The following is a 19,239-nucleotide window of genomic DNA, read 5'->3' as shown; positions in this document are numbered from 1 at the left end:
CGCGAGGCCCCGTACCGGACGTACCGGCACGGGACCTCTGGGACCTTGTCCCCGTTACCCGGAGTGAGGGCCGGTTAAGCCTCGGATCAGTGATTCAGCGAACGGATCGCCTTACCGACGAGTACCGCTCGGTCCGCCGCCGCCGGTACGTGTTCCAGGCCGAAGCCGAGGAGGACGGTGTTACGCGTGGTGACCGCCGCGTAGGACTTGAAGAGCTCTCCGGACCTGTACCAGTCGCCCGGGACGACGGGGCTTCCGGCCGGTGCGCCCTGGGCGGTCCAGGCCCCCAGCGAGGTCTCGAAGCCCTCGACGGCCTGGTCCACCCCGCCGACCGCGAGCCGGGCCTCGTCCGCGAAGACGCCCCGGCCGCCCGCCCCGCCGTCGGTGATGTACGACAGCGAGAGCTCGACGGACTTGCCTGCGTAGGGGCTCAGGTCGAAGGAGACCTGCTTCCAGCCGCCCGAGGAGCCGGTGAAGCTGTTCCACGCCCCGCTGCTGCCGTGCGGGGCGCAGCCGCCGGCGGTCAGGTCGAGGTAGTGGCGCAGGAAGGGGTGTCCGTTGACGAAGAACCCGGCCTCGCACTCGGCGGGGACGGCCGTGCTGCTGAGGCCGCCGGCCTCGGGCAGCGTGGTCCAGTCCTCCGCCCCGGTGGAGTGCGCCTCCAGGACGGCGTGGTCGTACCCCGGCTCGGTGTTCCAGTTGAGGGCCATCTTGAGCTGCGGCCGGTCCGCGGCCGAGACCCTGGTGAGGTCGATGGTGCGGGTCAGCCGCTTCCACTCGTTGTCCTCGTGGGTGGCTGAGGCCATCCCGCTGCCGGCGTAGGGGGCGTACGGATTCACGACCCCGGCGTACCCGCCCGCCTGCGCGCTCTTGAACTGCGGGAACTGCGCCGGCGGCAGGGTCTCCGAGGTCACGGAGTAGGAGCCGGGGGCGTCCAGCGGGTTGTCCGCCGCGTTCCCGAGGCCGGCCTTGGCTCCGGCGAGGGCCCCAGCGCCGGTGAAGGCGGTGGGCCCGCTGACCCCGGCCCGGCCGTAGGCGCCGAGGTAGTACTGGCTGAAGTCGTCGGTGGCGGCGCGGCCGACCTGGGCGTCGCCGCCCGCCAGCTCACCGGCCTCGACCAGCCTGCCGCCCTCGTTGAGGAAGTCGCGCAGCGCGAGCTGGGTGTCGCCGCCGGGCGCCTTGGCCCCGGTGTAGTGGACGGCGGTGCGGAAGTGGGACAGCACCCCGAGGTGGTGCGGTACGCCCTGGGTGGCGACGTCCCAGACGGCGGCCTTCTTGCCGTTCGCGCGCAGGGCGTCGACGTACTCCTGGGCGTGGGCGGCCTTGGCGCCCTCCTCGGCGATCACGAGGACGTCGGCGTCGCGGGGCCGCTCGGCCACCGTGTAGGTGAAGTGCTCACTGGCGATTTCGCGGCCGCGGTCGCGGCCGGTGAACCAGACCTCGACCCGGTCGCCCGGCTTGGCGCCGTCCACCTCGGCGCGGTACTCGTCGAACCAGTTGTTGTCGTCGCCGCCGTAGACCTCGCCGCCCTTCCAGGCCTTCAGACCGTCGTCGTGCGTACGGCCGCCGTTGATCCGGAACTTGAGCTGCTTGTCCTGGAGCGCCTTGCGGGCGGTGACGGCGACGGTCTGGTCCTCGCCGCGCTGGACGTAGGAGGTGGTGAAGGGGTCCGGGGTGAAGTCGGCGGCGCTCAGGCCGACGGAGGACACCGGCCGGTCCGGGTGCGCGGCGCTCTCGGCGACCGACAGTGCGAAGGGGACGTTCTTGGCGAACTCGGCCTGGATGAGCTTCTCGTCGTCCGGGAAGTTGAAGACGGACGGGCAGTCCTCGGGCTTCCAGCGGTCGTTCGGGTCGACGGCGGAGGCCGTCTGGCAGGTGCTCATCTCCGGCGTGAACATCATGACGCCGTTGACGTTGGCCGCGTGGCCGTCGGCCTCGCCGTTGGTGGTGTAGAGCTCGGAGGACACCTGCGGGTAGTAGCCGGGGATGGCCGAGTGCCCGGGGGTGCCGGCGAGCGCCTTGTAGGCCACGTCGTCGGGGGTGGGGGTGGCGACCTGCCAGCCCACTCCGTAGAGCAGCAGCTCGGCGGCCGAGTGGTAGTTGACGGCGTACGCGAAGCCGACGCGCTTCTCGAACGCGTCGAGGGCGACGGTCTCGGGTTCGGAGTTCGGCTTGGGGCCGCGGTAGGTCTCGCTCGACGGGCTCTCGGAGGAGCCCTCGTCGTCGTAGCCCCACCGGTAGGCGAAGTTCCGGTTGGGGTCGACCCCGTCGACGGCGGTGATCTTGCCGTCGCCGTCGTTGTCGCGCAGGTTCTTGCGCCACAGCCGCCGGCCGTCCGGGGCGTGCGTGTAGTCGTAGCCGTCGGGGTTGGCGGAGAGCAGGAACCACAGCTCGGTGGAGTCCACCAGCTTGGTGATGCGCTGGTCCTTGCCGTAGGTGTCCAGCGTCTGGTGCATCAGCCGCCGGGTCATCTCGGGGGTGATCCACTCGCGGGCGTGCTGGTTGGACATGTAGAGCACCGACGGCTTGGCGCCGTCCTTGGTCTTCTTGGCGTCCTTGGTGACCTTCAGGGCGAGGATGTCCTTGCCCTGGCCGGTCTTGCCGATGGAGACGACCTTGGTGAGCGAGGGGTTGTCCTGGGCGGTCCTGAGGATCTCCTCCTGGAGGCCGCCCTTGCCGCTGTAGGGGCGGAAGACGCCGTCGCCGGGGGCTTGCGCCCGGGCGGACGGGGCGATCTTCCGTTCGGCGAGCCTGACGCCTTGCGCGGCGAGTTTCCCGGCCTGGCGCTCGGTGAGGAACAGTTCGACCTTCGCCGTCCCGGTCTCGGGCGGGTGCTCGGTCAGCTCGTGGGCGTCCTGGCCCGAGGCGAGGACGAGCGGGAGCTGCTCCTTGGTGATGTCGGCGTCGTAGACCCGGACCTCGTCGGAGGCCGGTCCGGGCCCGCTGTCCGCCGCGGGCCGGGCGTGTGCCGCCACGGGTGCCGCGGCGAGTGTGGTTCCGATGACGAGTGCGCTTGCGGCGAGGATCGATCTCGCGCGGTGCCTCATGTGCCCCCCTGGGCGTCGTCTGCCACGAAAGCGTTGGCAGCCAGGCTCACGACACTCCATGCCCATGTCAATGGGGCATACCGCGAAGGACCCGCACGATCACCCGTGCGGGTCCCTGTCGGCCCTGCTCCGCGGCTAAGGGCTGTCTGACGGGGAGGGAAATCAGCCGGCCATGTTGTCGGCCAGTTCCTCGCTGAGGTCGAGGTTCGACTCGGTGCCCGGGATGCCCAGGTCCTGCGCCCGCTTGTCCGCCATCGCCAGCAGCCGCCGGATCCGGCCCGCGACCGCGTCCTTGGTCAGCGGCGGGTCGGCGAGCGCGCCCAGCTCCTCCAGGGAGGCCTGCTTGTGCTCCATGCGCAGCCGGCCGGCGGCGGCGAGGTGCTCGGGGACCTCCTCGCCCAGGATCTCCAGGGCGCGCTGCACCCGCGCGCCGGCGGCCACCGCGGCCCGCGCCGACCGGCGCAGGTTGGCGTCGTCGAAGTTGGCGAGGCGGTTGGCGGTGGCCCGCACCTCGCGCCGCATCCGGCGCTCCTCCCAGGCCAGCACCGACTCGTGCGCACCCAGCCGGGTCAGCAGCGCACCGATCGCGTCACCGTCGCGGACCACGACCCGGTCCACCCCGCGCACCTCGCGCGCCTTGGCGGCGATCGAGAGCCTGCGGGCGGCGCCCACCAGGGCCAGGGCGGCCTCCGGGCCCGGGCAGGTGACTTCGAGGGAAGAGGACCGGCCGGGCTCGGTGAGCGAGCCGTGGGCCAGGAAGGCGCCGCGCCAGGCCGCCTCGGCGTCACAGGTGGCCCCGGAAACGACCTGCGGGGGCAGCCCCCGGATGGGGCGGCCGCGGCCGTCCACGAGGCCGGTCTGCCGGGCCAGCTGGTCCCCGCCCGCCACGACACGGACGACGAACCGGCTGCCGCGGCGCAGCCCGCCCGGAGCCATCACCACGAGGTCGGAGGAGTGCCCGAAGATCTCCAGGATGTCCTTGCGCAGGCGCCGGGCGGCGATGCCGGTGTCCAGCTCCGCCTCGATGACGATGCGGCCGCTCACCAGGTGCAGCCCGCCCGCGAACCGAAGGATCGCCGAGACCTCCGCCTTCCTGCAGCAGGTCCGGGTGACGGGGAGGCGGGAGATCTCATCCTTCACCGCGGGCGTCATCGCCATGGGCCGATCCTTCCATGCATCCGAAAAATACGGTCGTACGCGGCGGCCAGCAGCTCCGGATCGTGCTTCGGAGCCCCGTCCGGCCTGGCCACGGGCGCCAGCTCGACCGCGGCGCCGAACCGTTTGGCGGCATCGGCCAGGGACTCGCGGTCGGGCACGGCGGCCTCGTCGGCCAGCACCACGTCCAGGGCGAGTTTAGGGGCGTGTCGGGCCAAAACCTCCAAATGACGCTGCGGAGAGAAGCCCTCTGTTTCACCGGGCTGCGGCGCGAGGTTCAGCGAGAGCACCCTGCGGGCCTTCGTCGCGATGAGCGCGTCGAGCAGTTCCGGCACCAGCAGGTGCGGAATCACCGAGGAGAACCAGGACCCCGGACCGAGCACCACCCAGTCGGCGTCGAGCACGGCCGCGACCGCCTCCGGAACGGCCGGCGGATCGCCGGGGACGACCTGCACGGACAGCACCTCGCCGGGGGTAAGGGCCACCGTGGCCTGCCCCCGTACGGTGTCCACGTCCTCCGGGCGCGCCGGGTCGTGGCCCTTGACCAGCGCCTGGAGCTCCAGCGGGACCGCCGACATCGGCAGCACCCGGCCCTGCGCGCCGAGCAGCTTGCCGACCAGGTCGAGCGCCTGCACGGGGTCGCCGAGCTGCTCCCACAGGGCGACGATCAGCAGGTTGCCGACCGCGTGCTCGTGCAGGTCGCCCGCGGACTGGAAGCGGTGCTGGATGACCCGCGACCAGGTCTGGCCCCACTCGTCGTCCCCGCACAGCGCGGCGAGCGCCTTGCGCAGGTCCCCGGGGGGCAGTACGCCGAGCTCCTCGCGGAGCCGGCCGCTGGAGCCGCCGTCGTCGGCGACGGTGACGACGGCGGTGAGCTCGCCGGTGATCCGGCGCAGCGCGGCGAGGGAGGCCGACAGGCCCATGCCCCCGCCGAGGGCGACGACCTTGGGCGCGACCACCTTGGCGGCCGCGCGGCGTCCGGTGCGGCCCGCGCCGTCCTCGCCCCGGCCCGGGGCGAGCCGGCGCAGACGGCGCAGGCGCAGGGAACGTCCGGTCACTCGCGCCCCATGTCCCGGTGGACGACGACGGTCTCTACTCCCTCGGAGGCGAGGCGGGCCGCTAGCTTCTCGGACATGGCCACGCTGCGGTGCTTGCCGCCCGTACAGCCGACCGCGATGGTCACGTACCGCTTGCCCTCACGGCGGTAGCCGGTGGCGATGAGCTGGAGCAGCTCGGTGTACCGGTCGAGGAACTCCTTGGCGCCGGGCTGGCTGAAGACGTACCCCGACACCTCCGCGTTGAGCCCGGTGAAGGGGCGCAGCTCCGGGACCCAGTGCGGGTTGGGGATGAAGCGGCAGTCGACGACGAGGTCCGCGTCGACGGGGAGGCCGTACTTGTAGCCGAAGGACATGACGGTGGCCCGCAGCTCGGGCTCCTCGTCGCCGGCGAACTGGGCGTCCATCTTGGCGCGCAGCTCGTGCACGTTCAGGCTGGAGGTGTCGATGACCAGGTCGGCGTCGCCGCGCAGCTCGCGCAGCAGGTCGCGCTCGGCGGCGATGCCGTCGACGATGCGCCCGTCGCCCTGGAGCGGGTGCGGGCGGCGGACCGACTCGAAGCGGCGGACCAGCGCGTCGTCGGAGGACTCCAGGAAGACGATGCGGCGGGTGACCCCGCGGGCCTCCAGGTCGGCGAGGGACTCGCGCAGGGCGTCGAAGAACTGGCGGCCCCGGACGTCGACGACGACGGCGATGCGCGCCACGTTGCCCTGCGAGCGGGCGCCCAGCTCCACCATGGTGGGGATGAGCGCCGGCGGGAGGTTGTCCACGACGAACCAGCCGAGGTCCTCCAGGCACTTGGCCGCGGTACTGCGGCCGGCCCCGGACATCCCGGAGATGATCACCAGCTCGGGGATGGCCGCCTCGGCGGTATCGCCGGGCTCCACTGTCGTGCCCGTACTCACCTGTGCTCCGTCTCGGTCGTGCTCGGTCTCGTTCTGGTCCACTGCGTGTTCGTTCGCTGGGCGCTCGGTCATGGCGTTGTCCCCCGTTCGGACGCTCCCGCCGGTGCGGGAGGCTCATCCTCAATGATCTCTCCTGTCGCCATGTTGACGGCAGGACGGGCGGGGACGGCCCGGGCGAGCGCGGCGGCCACGGTCTCGGCCGTCTTACGGCCTATGCCCGGAACCTCGCAGATCTGGTCGATTGTCGCCGCTCTCAGCTTCTTCACCGAACCGAAGTGCTTGATCAGGGCCTGCTTGCGGCTCTCGCCGAGGCCCGGCACCTCGTCCAGCGGGCCCGCCTTGAACCGCTTGCCGCGCTTGTTGCGCTGGTACTGGATGGCGAAGCGGTGGGCTTCGTCACGTACCCGCTGGAGCAGGTAGAGGCCCTCGCTGGTGCGGGGCAGCACCACCGGGTCGTCCTCGCCGGGCAGCCACACCTCCTCCAGCCGCTTCGCGAGGCCGCACACGGCCACGTCGTCGATCCCCAGCTCCTCCAGGGCCCGCTTGGCGGCCGTGACCTGCGGACGGCCGCCGTCGACCACGACGAGCTGCGGCGGGTACGCGAAGCGCTTGGGGCGCCCGTCGTCCTCCGGCACCCCGTCCGCCTCCGCGTCCTCGGGGGACCACTCGCCGGTCTTCAGCTTCTCCTGGAGGTAGCGCCGGAAGCGCCGGGAGACCACCTCGTGCATGGACCGGACGTCGTCCTGTCCCTCGAACGTCTTGATCTGGAAGCGCCGGTACTCGCTCTTGCGGGCCAGCCCGTCCTCGAAGACGACCATGGAGGCCACCACGTCGTCGCCCTGGAGGTGCGAGATGTCGAAGCACTCGATGCGCAGCGGCGCGCCGTCCAGCTCCAGGGCCTCGGCGATCTCCTCCAGGGCGCGGGAGCGGGTGGTGAGGTCGGCGGCCCGCTTGGTCTTGTGCAGGGCGAGGGACTGCTGCGCGTTGCGGTGGACGGTCTCCATGAGGGCCTTCTTGTCGCCGCGCTGCGGGATGCGCAGGCTGACCTGGGCGCCGCGCCGCTCGGCGAGCCACTGGCTCAGCACGGGCGTGTCCTCGGGCAGGGCGGGGACCAGCACCTCCTTGGGGACGGCCTCGCCCTTCTCCTCCCCGTACAGCTGCTGGAGCGCGTGCTCGACGAGCCCTGCGGTGTCGACGGCCTCGACCTTGTCGGTGACCCATCCGCGCTGGCCGCGGACCCGGCCGCCGCGTACGTGGAAGATCTGCACGGCGGCTTCGAGCTCGTCCTCGGCGACGGCGATGAGGTCGGCGTCGGTGGCGTCGGCGAGCACGACGGCGTTCTTCTCCATGGCCCGGCGCAGTGCGCCTATGTCGTCGCGCAGCCGGGCGGCCTTCTCGTACTCCATGTCCTCGGCGGCCTCGTGCATCTGCGCTTCGAGCCGGGCGAGGTACGTACCGGTGCGGCCGGCCATGAAGTCGCAGAAGTCCTCGGCTAGTTCGCGGTGCTCCTCGGGGGTGACCCGGCCGACACAGGGCGCGGAGCACTTGCCGATGTAGCCGAGCAGGCAGGGCCGGCCGATCTGCGCGGACCGCTTGAACACCCCGGCGGAGCAGGTCCGCACGGGGAAGACCCGCAACATGAGGTCGACGGTCTCGCGGATGGCCCAGGCGTGGCCGTAGGGACCGAAGTAGCGCACGCCCTTCTTCTTGGGCCCCCGCATGACCTGGACCCGCGGGTACTCCTCGTTCATGGTGACGGCGAGGGAGGGGTAGCTCTTGTCGTCGCGGTACTTGACGTTGAACCGGGGGTCGAACTCCTTGATCCAGGAGTATTCGAGCTGGAGCGCCTCGACCTCGGTGGAGACGACGGTCCATTCCACGGCGGCGGCCGTCGTCACCATGGTGGCGGTACGGGGGTGCAGGTTCGCGACGTCCTGGAAGTAGCTGGCCAGGCGCTGGCGCAGGCTCTTGGCCTTCCCGACGTAGATCACCCGGCGGTGCTCGTCGCGGAACTTGTAGACCCCGGGGGAGTCGGGGATCTGCCCCGGCTGGGGGCGGTAGCTGGAAGGGTCGGCCATGCCAACCACCCTACTGTCGCCCACGGACAACCCACCCCCGCGCCCCGACCCGCCGGCCACTTCCGGTCGCGGGGCTGCCCGCCCGTGCCGGGGCCGGTGCTGCCCGCCCGTGCCGGGGCCGGTGCTGCCCGCCCGTGCCGGGGACATGGGTGTACGTCAGCGCCCGCCCCGACGGACACCCGCGCCCCCGCGGCGCCCCGGCCGGCGGCCCACCGTGCCGGGCGGGCGGCGGAGTCCGCGGGACCGGAGCCGGAAGACCCCGGGCCCGGGCAACGCACGGATGTGGGGCGCCGGGACGGGGAGCGGGCCCGCAAGGCCCGCGCAACCCCGGGCCGGGACTGGGGCGGGCCACCCGACGTGCCCCGCTCGGCTGCGCGCCAGGACGGCACTGGGGCGGCGGAGCCCGGGAGACGTGCCGCAGCCCGAGGCCACTCCGTACCAACGGGGGGGCGGGGCCGCGTCCACCCGGAACCCCGGGCGCGGGCAACGCACGGATACCGCGTCCGCCTGCCGGTGCGGGCCTTGGGGATACCCGGACGGGGAGCGGGCCCGCAAGGCCCGCGCAACCCCGGGCCGGGGCTGGGGCGGAGCCCCAGGAGACGTGGATGGGGCGGGGCGGGGAGCAGCCCCGCGGGGCGCGCCCGGCCCGTCGGCCCGGCGGGGCGGCGGGGCGGCGTGGCCTGTCCCACCCGGACGGGACCTGGTGGCAGCGGGCCTACTGTCGCGGGGCAGACCGGGCGGCGCCCCGACCGGGGACCTGCCGTCGTGGGAGGGCCCGGCCGCCCTGGCGGGGCGGGGCCTGCCGTCCAGGCAAGACCGGGCGCCTGGCCCGGGGCCTGCCGTCCTGGCGGTACGGCGGACCCGGGGCGGCTGTGTCCGCAGCGTCGGCGGCGGCGCAGCAGCACCCCCGCCCGGCGGGGCGAGGGTCTGCCGTCGTGCGAAGGCGGCGGGGCTACCCGGCGGGGCCTGCCGTCCAGGGCAAGGCCGGGCGCCCGGCCCCAGGCCTGCCGCCCTGGCGGTACGGCAGGCCCCCGGGGGCTATGCCCGCAGCGTGCGGCGGCGCAGGAGCAGGGCTCCCGCTCCGCCCAGCGCCAGTGCACCCGCGGCGCCGGCGGCACCCGCGGCACCGGCAGGGGCGCCCGGGGTACCGGCGGAGCCGTCCGCGTAGCCCCCGGCCCGGCCGGCCTTCGCGTACGCCGAGCCCGGCAGCTTGTCCCCGTACGCCCGCGCGACCCGCGTCCGGTAGGCGGCCAGGGTCGTGCCCCCGGCGCCCACGGCCCGCTCCGCGTCCTCGTCCAGCGGCAGCACCCGCGCGCCCTGGGCCACGTACCACGCGTCGATCTGCGGCTCCCGGAACACCGTCCCGCCCGGCAGTTTCTCCGCGCCGAGCCGCGCGTAGCGGAACTCGTCGTCACCGGTGGCGATGTTCACCACCTGCCACCCGGCCTCCGTCCGCGCCGTCCACAGCGCGGCCCGCTGGCCGTCCGAGGAGACCGCCTGGCTGGCGAGGAACTCCAGCCGGGCGACCGGCGCCCCGGCCTTGCCCGCCACGAAGTCGGGCGAGAGGTAGTTCACCGGGATCGCCTCGCCCTCCACCCGCGGCTGCGCGGCGCTGACGGCGACCTTGCCCTCCCGCGCGAAGAACCGGGACAGGGTGGCCAGTGTTCCGGGCGCGGCCGCCGCCTGCCCCGCGGCCGCCTTGACCTCGGCGGTCGCGGACTGCGGCTGGGGCACGGGGGCCGCCTGGGCCGGCGGGGCCACCGCCAGGCAGGCGGCGGCGGTGGCGAGGACCGCGACGGCGGCGGTACGCAGCTGCTGGGCGTTCACGCGGTCACGCTCCGATCCGGTAGAGCGAGTGGGTCCAGGAGAAGGTGCTGTTGTCGACGTACCAGGCGTGGGAGGCCCAGTTGTAGCGGTCGTTGGAGGGCCACGGGTCGCCCCAGTACACCCAGCTGTTGGCCGTGTCGTACCCGTACAGGACGTGCATGTGCCCGCCCCCGTTGGACCACTGGATACGGGTCTCCACCGGCCGGTTGGCGTTGATCTCGTTCTGGACGGTCGAGTACTGGAGCCAGCCGGTCACGTAGGAGCCGGAGTTGATGCCCGCCCAGCGCAGGGCGGTCTGGACGTTGCCCAAGGTCGCCTGGTTGTTGGGGCACTCGGTGCCCTGCTGGCGGTTGAAGGCGGCGTTGCAGAACTGGTTCTGGCTGTAGGTGCGGCCGAACCAGGTGGCGATGGTGTTGCCGGAGGCGGCCCAGCACCAGTTCGTCTTCTGCTGCGCCTGCATCGTGATGTTGAGCCGGTTGTAGGAGAGGGCGGACTGCGGGCCGGCATCGGCGGCGGTGGCGGTGCCGGCGGGCAGGGCGAACAGCAGGGCGGTGAGGAAGGCGGCCAGGGAAAGCCGCCGGTGGGGGTTGCGCATCGCGTTCCTCCCGTGGGGGGAGTGGGGATGGAGGAGCGCGTCCGGACGCTGAGGAGGAGCATCAGGGTGTTGTCGCGATCAGGTCAACAGGCTTCAATGCACGGTGAGATCGCGGTGTGAACGGCGGGGCTCCGGTGTGAACGGCGACCGTCCCGTCACCTGGACCCCAGAGGCCACCGCCGCTGCCCCCGCCCCGCCGCACGTGAACGTTCACAGGAAGGAGCGCGCCGTGCGACCGTCCGCCGACGGCGACCCCGACCTGCCGCGACTGCTGCGCGCCGGCCCCTTCCACCTCGCGCTGCGCGCCGCGCTCACCGCCCGCGGGCTGCCCCTGCACCGGGTGCAGCACCGGCTGGCGGCCCAGGGCATCAGGGTCGGCGTGACCAGCCTCAGCTACTGGCAGCAGGGGGCCCGGCGCCCGCAGCGCGCCGAGTCGCTGAAAGCCGTACGGGCCCTGGAGCCGATCCTGGAGTTGCCCGAGGGAACGTTACTGCGGCTGCTGTCGGCCCCCGCGGCCGCCCGGTCGGCCGCGGACCGGCCACCGGCCCGCCCGTACCGGGCGCTGGTCAGCGCCGGCGCGGCGGTCGACGAGCTGTTGGCCGGCCTGGAACTGCCCACGGACGGCGGCCTCCACACGGTCGGCCACCACGAGCGGGTACGCGTCGGCGCGGGCGGTGAGCTGCTGGACCGCGCCTCGCAGCACGTCGTACGGGCCCACCGCGACGGCATCGACCGCTACCTCGCCGTCCACCACGGCGACCCGGGCTGCGACCCGGAGCGGATCCGCGTCCGCGCGGGCGAGAACTGCCGGACCGGCCGGGTGCGGTGGCACCGCGAGGCCGGGGTGACGGTCGCCGAGCTGCTCTTCGATGCCCGGCTGCGGGCCGGCGACACGTACCTCTTCGGCTACGGCTTCGAGGACGGCACGGGCGGCCGCTGCACCGAGTACGTACGCGGATTCAGCTACACCGGCGGCCAGTACGTGCTCCAGGTCCGCTTCGACGAGGCGGCGCTGCCGGTGCGCTGCCGGCGCTTCACCCGCAGCGGTCCGGGCGCGCCGCGCACCGCGCTGGCGGACCTGACCCCGAGCGGGCGCCACCGGGCCGTGCACCTGGTGGAGGAGTCGGTGCGGCGCGGCATCCTGGGCATCGCCTGGGACTGGGACTGAGCGGTCCTCCGCTGTTGCGGACTCAGCCCGCGATGATCTTGCCGCCCTCCGCCTTGACCGGGACCGGCGTCAGCGGGTCGGCGGCCGGGCCGCGCAGCACCTGGCCGGTGGTCACGTCGAAGCGGCTGCCGTGGCAGGGGCAGCTGCCCTGCCCGTCGACGATCTTGTCCAGGATGCAGCCCGCGTGCGTGCACTGGGCGGTGAACGCCTTGTACTGGCCCGCCGCCGGGCAGCTGACGACGAGCTTCTGCTCCCGGTACAGCTTCGCGCCCCCGACCGGGACGTCCGCCGCCGCGCCGAGCTCGACCGGCTCGCCCGGGGCCCCCGGGGAGCCCGCCGCACCGGCCGGCCCGGGGGAGCAGGCCGCGAGGGTCAGTCCGGCTCCGGCGGCCCCGGCGAGGGCGGCCGCGCCCTTGAGCACGGTACGGCGGGCGGCGGGCTGGGACGCGGACATGTGCTGCTCCTGGTGTCGTGGGGCCGGTGGCCGGCCGGGCCCACCCGACGATACCGCCGCCCGATGGGGTACTTTCCCCCGCGTGATCGTCGTCGGTGGAGAAGCCCTGATCGACCTGGTGCCCCTCGCGGAGCCGCCCGGAGCCCTCGCGCCCCGGCCGGGCGGCGGGCCGTACAACACCGCACTGGCGCTGGGGCGGCTCGGCGAGCGGGTCGCCTTCTGCTCCAGGGTGTCCACCGACGGTTTCGGCGAGAGCCTGCTGGCCGGACTGCGAGCCGCCGGGGTGGACCTCTCGCTGGTCCAGCGCGGGCCGGAGCCGACCACGCTGGCCGTGCCCTCGCTGGCTCCGGACGGCTCGGCGGCGTACCGCTTCTACGTCGAGGGCACGGCCGACCGGCTGTTCAGCCTGCCGCCCGCGCTCCCCTCCGGCGTACGGGCCCTCGCGCTCGGGACCTGTTCCCTCGTGCTGGAGCCGGGCGCGAGCGCGTACGAGGCCCTGCTGCGCCGGGAGTCCGGGCGCGGGCTGCTGACCCTGCTGGACCCGAACGTCCGCCCGGCGCTGATCGCGGACCCCGACGCGTACCGCGCGCGCTTCCTGCGCTGGCTCCCGTACGTCTCCGTGCTGAAGCTGTCGGAGGAGGACGCGGCCTGGCTCGGCGGCCGGATCCCCGACTGGCTGGCGGCCGGCCCCTCGGCGGTGGTGCTGACGCGCGGCGCCGCGGGGCTGACGGTACGGACGCGGGAGGGCGCGGAGCACACGGCGGCGGCCCGCCCGGTGACCGTCGCCGACACGATCGGCGCGGGCGACACCGTCAACGCTGCGCTGCTGCACCGGCTGGCGGGGCCCTCCGGGCAGGTGGACTGGCCGGACGTACTGGCCTACGCGGCCCGCGCGGCGGCGCTGACCTGCACCCGGGCCGGCGCGGAACCCCCGTACGCGGCGGAGCTCAACGGATAGCCGCCCAGAGGGTGCCGGCCACGGCGGAGGCGAACTCCTCGACCGGGCGCACCACTTCCTCCCCCGAGAAGTGCAGGAAGAAGGCCCGCTGGAAGCAGGCGCCGAGCAGCAGCGCGGCGGCGGCCTCCGGATCGGCGTCCGGGCGCAGCCGCCCGCGCTCACGCTCCCGGCGCAGGTGCCCGGCCAGGGCGTCCCGGATGACGTGCGGGCCGGTGCCGATCTGCTGGACGCCCTCGCGGTGCCGGGTCAGCAGTGCGGGCTCCGCGAAGAGCGAGGCGGCCATGGGCATGGCGTCGGCGTAGAAGAGGGCGGCATGGCGGGCGATGGAGACGAGGCCCTCCTCGACCGGGCGCCCGTCGTGCTCCGCGCCGAGCTCGGCCATGAGCGGTCCGGCGTTGGGGGTGCGCTCCATGAGGACGCGGACGAAAAGCTCCTCCTTGTTGGCGTAGTGCTTGTAGAGCGCGGCCTCCGAGCAGCCCGCCTCACGGGCTATGGCCTTGGTGGTGGTGTTGGCCAGGCCGACGGTGCGCATGAGCGTCTCCGCCGCGTCGAGCAGCCGCTCGGGGGTGGGACGGCTTGACTTCGAGGTGAGCATTCACTCACTCTAAGGGTGATCAGGGGTGAGTGAATACTCACCCACCCACGGGGAGGCAGGAGCTCAGCCATGAAACTCACGGTGTTCGGAGCCACGGGCGGCGTCGGGACCGAAGTCGTCCGCCAGGCGCTCGATGCCGGTCACGAGGTGACGGCGGTGGTCCGCGACCCGGCCCGGCTGCCGGTGCCCGCGCACGAACGGCTCCGGGTGGCGGTGGTGCCCGACCTGACGGACGAGGAGGCGCTGGTCCCCGTCCTCACCGGGCAGGCTGCGGTGATCTCGGCGCTGGGCTCCCCGAGCAACAAGCAGGCGCGGCTGGCGCCGGTTGCCGGGCCCGCACTGCGGGCCATCGTGTCGGCCATGGACCGGGCCGGGGTGAGCCGCCTCGCCGCGGTCAGCGCGGCGCCCGTCGGACCGGACGTGCCGCAGGACGGGGTGCTGGCCCGGAAGGTCTTCATGCCCCTGCTGCGCCGGGCGCTGCGCGATCTGTACGCGGACCTCGCGGCGATGGAGGCGACGATCAGTTCGAGCGGCACGCAGTGGACGGTGATCCGCCCGCCGCGGCTGCTGAACCGGCCGGGTACGGGGCGCTACCGCCGGGTGATCGGGGCCAACGTGCCGGGCGGCCGGGTCATCGCCCGCGCGGACGTCGCGGACGCCCTCCTGGCCTCCCTGACGGATCCGGCCACCGTCCGGCAGCCGGTGGGCGTGGCGGCCTGAGTCCGGCGGGAGGCCTCGGGATGGCGCCCGCGGAACCCGCCGGAACCGGGGCGGGCGGGGGGAAGCGTCCCCCCGCCGGCCCCGGGCGTCAGGCCTTGCGGGCCCGGACCGCCTTCTTCGGCGCGGCGGCGGTCTTGGCCGTGACCGTGGCCTTGGCCGCGGACTTGGCCGCGGCCGCGGTCTTCTTCGCCGCGGCCCGCTTCCGGGCCGGCGCGGCGACCGGCGCCGCGTCCGAGATGCGGTCCGCTCCCAGGATGTCCCGCAGGAACTTGCCCGTGTGGCTGGCCCCGACCGAGGCGACCTGCTCCGGCGTCCCTTCGGCGACGACGAGGCCGCCGCCGTAACCACCCTCCGGGCCCATGTCCACGACCCAGTCGGCGGTCTTGATGACATCGAGGTTGTGCTCGATGACGATCACCGAGTTCCCCTTGTCGACCAGACCCGACAGCACCTTGATCAGCTTCGAGATGTCCTCGAAGTGCAGCCCGGTCGTCGGCTCGTCCAGCACGTACACCGTCCGCCCCGTCGACCGCTTCTGCAGCTCCGACGCCAGCTTCACGCGCTGCGCCTCGCCGCCCGACAGCGTCGGCGCCGACTGGCCGAGCCGGACGTACCCGAGGCCCACCTCGTTCAGCGTCCGCAGGTGCCGGGCGATCGTCGGCACCGCCTCGAAGAAGTCCAGCGCCTCCTCGATCGGCATGTTCAGGACCTCGGCGATGGACTTGCCCTTGTAGTGGACCTCCAGCGTCTCCCGGTTGTACCGGTCGCCGTGGCACACCTCGCACGGGACGTACACGTCCGGCAGGAAGTTCATCTCGATCTTGATCGTGCCGTCACCGGAGCAGTTCTCGCACCGGCCGCCCTTGACGTTGAAGGAGAAGCGGCCCGGCAGGTAGCCGCGCACCTTCGCCTCCATCGTCTCCGCGAACAGCTTGCGCACGTGGTCGAAGACACCGGTGTACGTCGCCGGGTTGGACCGCGGGGTCCGGCCGATCGGCGACTGGTCGACATGCACGACCTTGTCGACCAGGTCGTCGCCCTCCACCCGGGTGTGCCGGCCCGGCACCGACCGGGCGCCGTTCAGCTCGCGCGCCAGGTGCGTGTACAGGATGTCGTTGACCAGCGTCGACTTGCCGGAGCCGGACACCCCGGTCACGGCCGTGAGCACGCCCAGCGGGAAGGACACGTCGATGTCCCGCAGGTTGTTCTCCTTGGCGCCGTGGACGGTCAGCTTCCGCTCCCCGTTCACGGGACGGCGCACCTCCGGCAGCGGGATCGACCGCTTGCCCGACAGGTACTGCCCCGTCATCGACTCGGTGTTCTTCAGCAGGTCCTTGAGCGAGCCGCTGTGCACCACCTTGCCGCCGTGCTCGCCCGCGCCCGGACCGATGTCCACGACCCAGTCGGCCACCTTGATGGTGTCCTCGTCGTGCTCGACCACGATCAGGGTGTTGCCCATGTCGCGCAGCCGTACGAGGGTCTCGATCAGCCGGTGGTTGTCCCGCTGGTGCAGGCCGATGGAGGGCTCGTCCAGTACGTACAGCACGCCGACCAGCCCGGAGCCGATCTGCGTGGCCAGCCGGATGCGCTGCGCCTCGCCGCCCGAGAGGGTGCCGGCGGCGCGGTTCAGCGACAGGTAGTCCAGGCCCACGTCCACGAGGAAGCGGAGCCGCTCGTTGACCTCCTTGAGGACCCGCTCGGCGATCTTCTTGTCGCGGGCGTCGAGCCGCAGCTGCCCCAGGAAGTCGGCGCACTCGCTGATCGACATCGCGGCGACGTCGGCGATGGACTTCTCCATCACCGTCACCGCGAGCACGATCGGCTTGAGCCGGGTGCCCTCACAGGTCGGGCAGGGCACCTCGCGCATGTAGCCCTCGAAGCGCTCGCGGCTCGCGTCGCTCTCGGACTCCGCGTGCCGCCGCTTGACGAACGGCACGGCGCCCTCGAAGGCGGTCGTGTACGCCCGCTCGCGCCCGTACCGGTTGCGGTAGCGGACCTCGATCTGGGTGCGGTGGCCGTACAGCAGCGCCTTCTTGGCGCGCTGCGGCAGCCCCGCCCACGGGATGTCCGTACGGAAGCCCAGCTCGCCCGCGAGCGCGCCGATCAGTCGCTGGAAGTAGTCCTTGGTGTGGCCGAGCGACCACGGGGAGACGGCCCCCTCGTCCAGCGACTTGTCCTCGTCCGGAACGATCAGGTCCGGGTCCACTTCCATGCGCGTGCCGATGCCCGTGCACTCGGGGCAGGCACCGAACGGCGAGTTGAAGGAGAAGGAGCGCGGCTCCAGCTCCTCGAAGGACAGGTCGTCGTACGGGCAGTAGAGGTGCTCGGAGAACATCCGCTCGCGCTCGGGGTCGTCCTCGGCGAGGTCGACGAAGTCCAGGATCACCATGCCGCCGGACAGGCCGAGGGCCGTCTCCACGGAGTCCGTGAGCCGGCGCTTGGCGGAGTCCTTGACGGTGAGGCGGTCGATGACCACCTCGATGGTGTGCTTCTCCTGCTTCTTGAGCGCGGGCGGCTCGGAGAGCTGGATGGTCTGCCCGTCCACCCGGGCGCGGCTGTACCCCTTGGTCTGGAGGTCGGCGAAGAGGTCGACGAACTCGCCCTTGCGCTCGCGCACCAGCGGCGAGAGCACCTGGAAGCGGCTGCCCTCGGGCAGCGCGAGCACCTTGTCGACGATCGCCTGCGGCGACTGGCGCGAGATCGGGCGGCGGCACTCGGGGCAGTGCGGCTTGCCGATGCGGGCGAACAGCAGGCGCAGGTAGTCGTAGACCTCGGTGATCGTGCCCACGGTGGAGCGCGGGTTGCGCGAGGTGGACTTCTGGTCGATCGAGACGGCCGGGGAGAGGCCCTCGATGAAGTCGACGTCGGGCTTGTCCATCTGCCCGAGGAACTGGCGGGCGTACGACGAGAGCGACTCGACGTAGCGGCGCTGGCCCTCGGCGAAGATCGTGTCGAAGGCCAGGGAGGACTTGCCCGAACCGGAGAGTCCGGTGAAGACGATGAGGGAGTCGCGGGGCAGGTCGAGCGAGACGTTCTTCAGGTTGTGCTCGCGAGCGCCACGAACGATGAGACGGTCGGTCACGCCGGTCCGCACCTTTCTTGAGAGAGCGGGGGGCCACGGGCCCCCGTCCCAGGGTATGGGGGGCGCGTTTGCGGTGGAGTGGTGCTTGACTTCCGAGCGTATAGCACGTGCATTCGATTTACGGCACGCGCAAGTGGGCTTCACCCGATCGTGTGGCCGACGCCCCGCGGCCACTAGGCTCGGGCCCATGACTGATCATGTGCACGACCTGCGATCTGTACGTGAAGCCACGGACCGGCTGCTGACCGCAGTCGCGAAACTGGACAACGCCGCCCTTGCCGAGGAGTCACACCTGCCCGGCTGGACCCGCGGCCACGTCCTCGCCCACCTCGCCCGCAACGCCGACGCCCTGGTGAACGTCTTCGAGGGCCGCCCGATGTACACGAGCGCCGAGGCACGCGACGCGGACATCGAGCGCGATTCCGGCCGGCCTCTGATGGAACAGCTGGAGGACGTGCGTAATTCCGCGGACCGCTTCCGGGCCGTCGCGGACTCCGCCCAGGACTGGTCGCGGACCGTCGAGCTGCGCAACGGCGTGACCGACCTCGCCTCCAACGTGCCGTTCCGCCGGCTCGTGGAGGTGGAGCTGCACCACGTGGACCTGAACATCGGCTACGGCCTCGCCGATCTGCCCGAGGAGTTCGCCCGCCGCGAGATCGCCTTCCTCGCCGACCGCTGGACCGGGCACCCGCAGGTACCGCCGGTCACCCTCCGCGCGGACCACGACGACAGCGTCTGGCACACCGGCTCGGCCGCGGGTGCCGCCGTGACCCTGACCGGGCCGCTGAGCGAGCTCCTGGGCTGGCTGGCGGGCCGCGAGACCAAGGGCGCCCGCCTGACCGCCGTCGGCGGGTCCCTGCCCGCGCTTCCTCCGCTCTAGGATCGGGACATGACGTACAGCGGAGCGGTCAAGGTCGGCGGTCCTGCCGACGTGCACGAACTCGCGGACCTGATGATTTCCAAGGTCGCGGTGGGCGGCATGAACAACAACGCCTACCTGCTGCGCTGCCGGGCCACCGGCGAGCAGCTGCTGATCGACGCGGCCGCCGAGGCGGACACGCTGCTGAACCTGATCGGGGACGACGGCATCGCGTCCGTCGTCACCACCCACCGGCACGGCGACCACTGGGGCGCCCTCGCGGCCGTCGTGGAGGCCACCGGGGCGCGCACGTACGCGGGCGCCCTGGACGCGGAGGGCATCCCCGTCGCCACGGACGTCCCGGTCGGGGACGGGGACACGATCACGGTCGGGCGGGTCTCGCTGACCGCCCGCCACCTGGTCGGCCACACGCCCGGCTCGATCGCGCTCGTCTACGACGACCCGCACGGTCACCCGCACGTGTTCACCGGCGACTGCCTCTTCCCGGGCGGCGTCGGCAACACCCACGACGACCCGAAGGCCTTCGCGAACCTGCTCGACGACGTGGAGCACAAGATCTTCGAGCAGCTGCCGGACGAGACCTGGGTCTACCCGGGCCACGGCAACGACACCACGCTCGGCGCCGAGCGGCCGCACTTGGCCGAGTGGCGCGAGCGCGGCTGGTAGCACCGGCGACGACCGGTCAACACGGGGCGCGCGAGCACTCCTTCCGGTCGATCC

General features: G+C 72.9%; 15 protein-coding genes. 5 read left to right on the top strand and 10 right to left on the bottom strand.

The window, feature by feature from the left end:
- Positions 1-86 precede the first annotated feature (86 nt).
- The 7 genes from ACZ4M3_RS15915 to ACZ4M3_RS15885 all read right to left on the bottom strand — a co-directional run bounded on the left by ACZ4M3_RS15915 (position 87) and on the right by ACZ4M3_RS15885 (position 10,662).
- Positions 87-3,047: a M14 family metallopeptidase gene (locus tag ACZ4M3_RS15915; protein ID WP_467732882.1), complete on the bottom strand. Its 2,961-nt coding sequence runs from the start codon at positions 3,045-3,047 to the stop codon at positions 87-89.
- A 162-nt stretch (positions 3,048-3,209) separates the two neighbouring features.
- On the bottom strand, positions 3,210-4,205 hold the full coding sequence (whiA, locus tag ACZ4M3_RS15910) for a DNA-binding protein WhiA (protein WP_030237199.1): 996 nt from the start codon (positions 4,203-4,205) through the stop codon (positions 3,210-3,212).
- Complete coding sequence (locus tag ACZ4M3_RS15905) at positions 4,196-5,260, bottom strand: gluconeogenesis factor YvcK family protein (RefSeq protein WP_467732881.1); 1,065 nt, start codon at positions 5,258-5,260, stop codon at positions 4,196-4,198. Before ACZ4M3_RS15905 ends, whiA begins: the two co-directional genes overlap by 10 nt.
- Complete coding sequence (gene rapZ, locus ACZ4M3_RS15900) at positions 5,257-6,234, bottom strand: RNase adapter RapZ (RefSeq protein WP_467732880.1); 978 nt, start codon at positions 6,232-6,234, stop codon at positions 5,257-5,259. Before rapZ ends, ACZ4M3_RS15905 begins: the two co-directional genes overlap by 4 nt.
- Complete coding sequence (gene uvrC / locus ACZ4M3_RS15895; RefSeq protein WP_467732879.1) at positions 6,231-8,240, bottom strand: excinuclease ABC subunit UvrC; 2,010 nt, start codon at positions 8,238-8,240, stop codon at positions 6,231-6,233. The genes rapZ and uvrC overlap by 4 nt, the downstream gene beginning before the upstream one ends.
- A 1,038-nt stretch (positions 8,241-9,278) precedes the next feature.
- A complete protein-coding gene (locus ACZ4M3_RS15890; protein WP_467732878.1) occupies positions 9,279-10,067 on the bottom strand; it encodes a hypothetical protein in 789 nt (262 codons plus the stop codon).
- A 4-nt stretch (positions 10,068-10,071) separates the two neighbouring features.
- The gene (locus ACZ4M3_RS15885) at positions 10,072-10,662 is read right to left on the bottom strand and encodes a papain-like cysteine protease family protein (protein WP_467732877.1); all 591 of its coding nucleotides are present in this window, start codon (positions 10,660-10,662) and stop codon (positions 10,072-10,074) included.
- Positions 10,663-10,891: 229 nt separating this feature from the next.
- Between ACZ4M3_RS15885 and ACZ4M3_RS15880 the strand changes: the two genes are divergently transcribed.
- Complete coding sequence (locus ACZ4M3_RS15880; RefSeq protein WP_467732876.1) at positions 10,892-11,830, top strand: hypothetical protein; 939 nt, start codon at positions 10,892-10,894, stop codon at positions 11,828-11,830.
- Between the two features lie 22 nt (positions 11,831-11,852).
- Here ACZ4M3_RS15880 and ACZ4M3_RS15875 read toward each other — a convergent pair whose 3' ends face one another.
- Positions 11,853-12,284, bottom strand: coding sequence for a Rieske (2Fe-2S) protein (locus ACZ4M3_RS15875; RefSeq protein ID WP_467732875.1), 432 nt, complete (start codon positions 12,282-12,284; stop codon positions 11,853-11,855).
- An 82-nt stretch (positions 12,285-12,366) separates the two neighbouring features.
- On the opposite strand from ACZ4M3_RS15875, the gene ACZ4M3_RS15870 reads away from it, so the two are divergent.
- Complete coding sequence (locus ACZ4M3_RS15870) at positions 12,367-13,242, top strand: carbohydrate kinase family protein (RefSeq protein ID WP_467732873.1); 876 nt, start codon at positions 12,367-12,369, stop codon at positions 13,240-13,242.
- Here the strand turns inward: ACZ4M3_RS15870 and ACZ4M3_RS15865 are convergent.
- Complete coding sequence (locus ACZ4M3_RS15865; RefSeq protein ID WP_467732871.1) at positions 13,232-13,837, bottom strand: TetR/AcrR family transcriptional regulator; 606 nt, start codon at positions 13,835-13,837, stop codon at positions 13,232-13,234. The genes ACZ4M3_RS15870 and ACZ4M3_RS15865 overlap by 11 nt on opposite strands.
- 69 nt (positions 13,838-13,906) lie before the next feature.
- Here ACZ4M3_RS15865 and ACZ4M3_RS15860 point away from each other — a divergent pair, with 69 nt between their 5' ends.
- Positions 13,907-14,557 carry an NAD(P)-dependent oxidoreductase gene (locus tag ACZ4M3_RS15860; RefSeq protein WP_467732869.1) on the top strand — a complete coding sequence of 217 codons (651 nt, stop codon included), beginning with the start codon at positions 13,907-13,909 and terminating at the stop codon, positions 14,555-14,557.
- Positions 14,558-14,645: 88 nt separating this feature from the next.
- Here ACZ4M3_RS15860 and uvrA read toward each other — a convergent pair whose 3' ends face one another.
- Positions 14,646-17,651, bottom strand: a complete 3,006-nt coding sequence (gene uvrA, locus ACZ4M3_RS15855; protein ID WP_467732867.1) for an excinuclease ABC subunit UvrA — start codon at positions 17,649-17,651, stop codon at positions 14,646-14,648.
- A gap of 175 nt (positions 17,652-17,826) precedes the next feature.
- Between uvrA and ACZ4M3_RS15850 the strand changes: the two genes are divergently transcribed.
- Entirely contained in the window at positions 17,827-18,519 is a 693-nt protein-coding gene (locus ACZ4M3_RS15850) for a maleylpyruvate isomerase family mycothiol-dependent enzyme (protein ID WP_467732865.1), read from the top strand.
- A 9-nt stretch (positions 18,520-18,528) separates the two neighbouring features.
- The gene (locus tag ACZ4M3_RS15845) at positions 18,529-19,185 is read left to right on the top strand and encodes an MBL fold metallo-hydrolase (RefSeq protein WP_453356151.1); all 657 of its coding nucleotides are present in this window, start codon (positions 18,529-18,531) and stop codon (positions 19,183-19,185) included.
- The last annotated feature ends 54 nt before the right edge of the window (positions 19,186-19,239 follow it).

It is taken from the genome of Streptomyces sp. NPDC026522, assembly GCF_055567555.1.
This window is presented reverse-complemented; position numbering and strand designations above follow the sequence as displayed.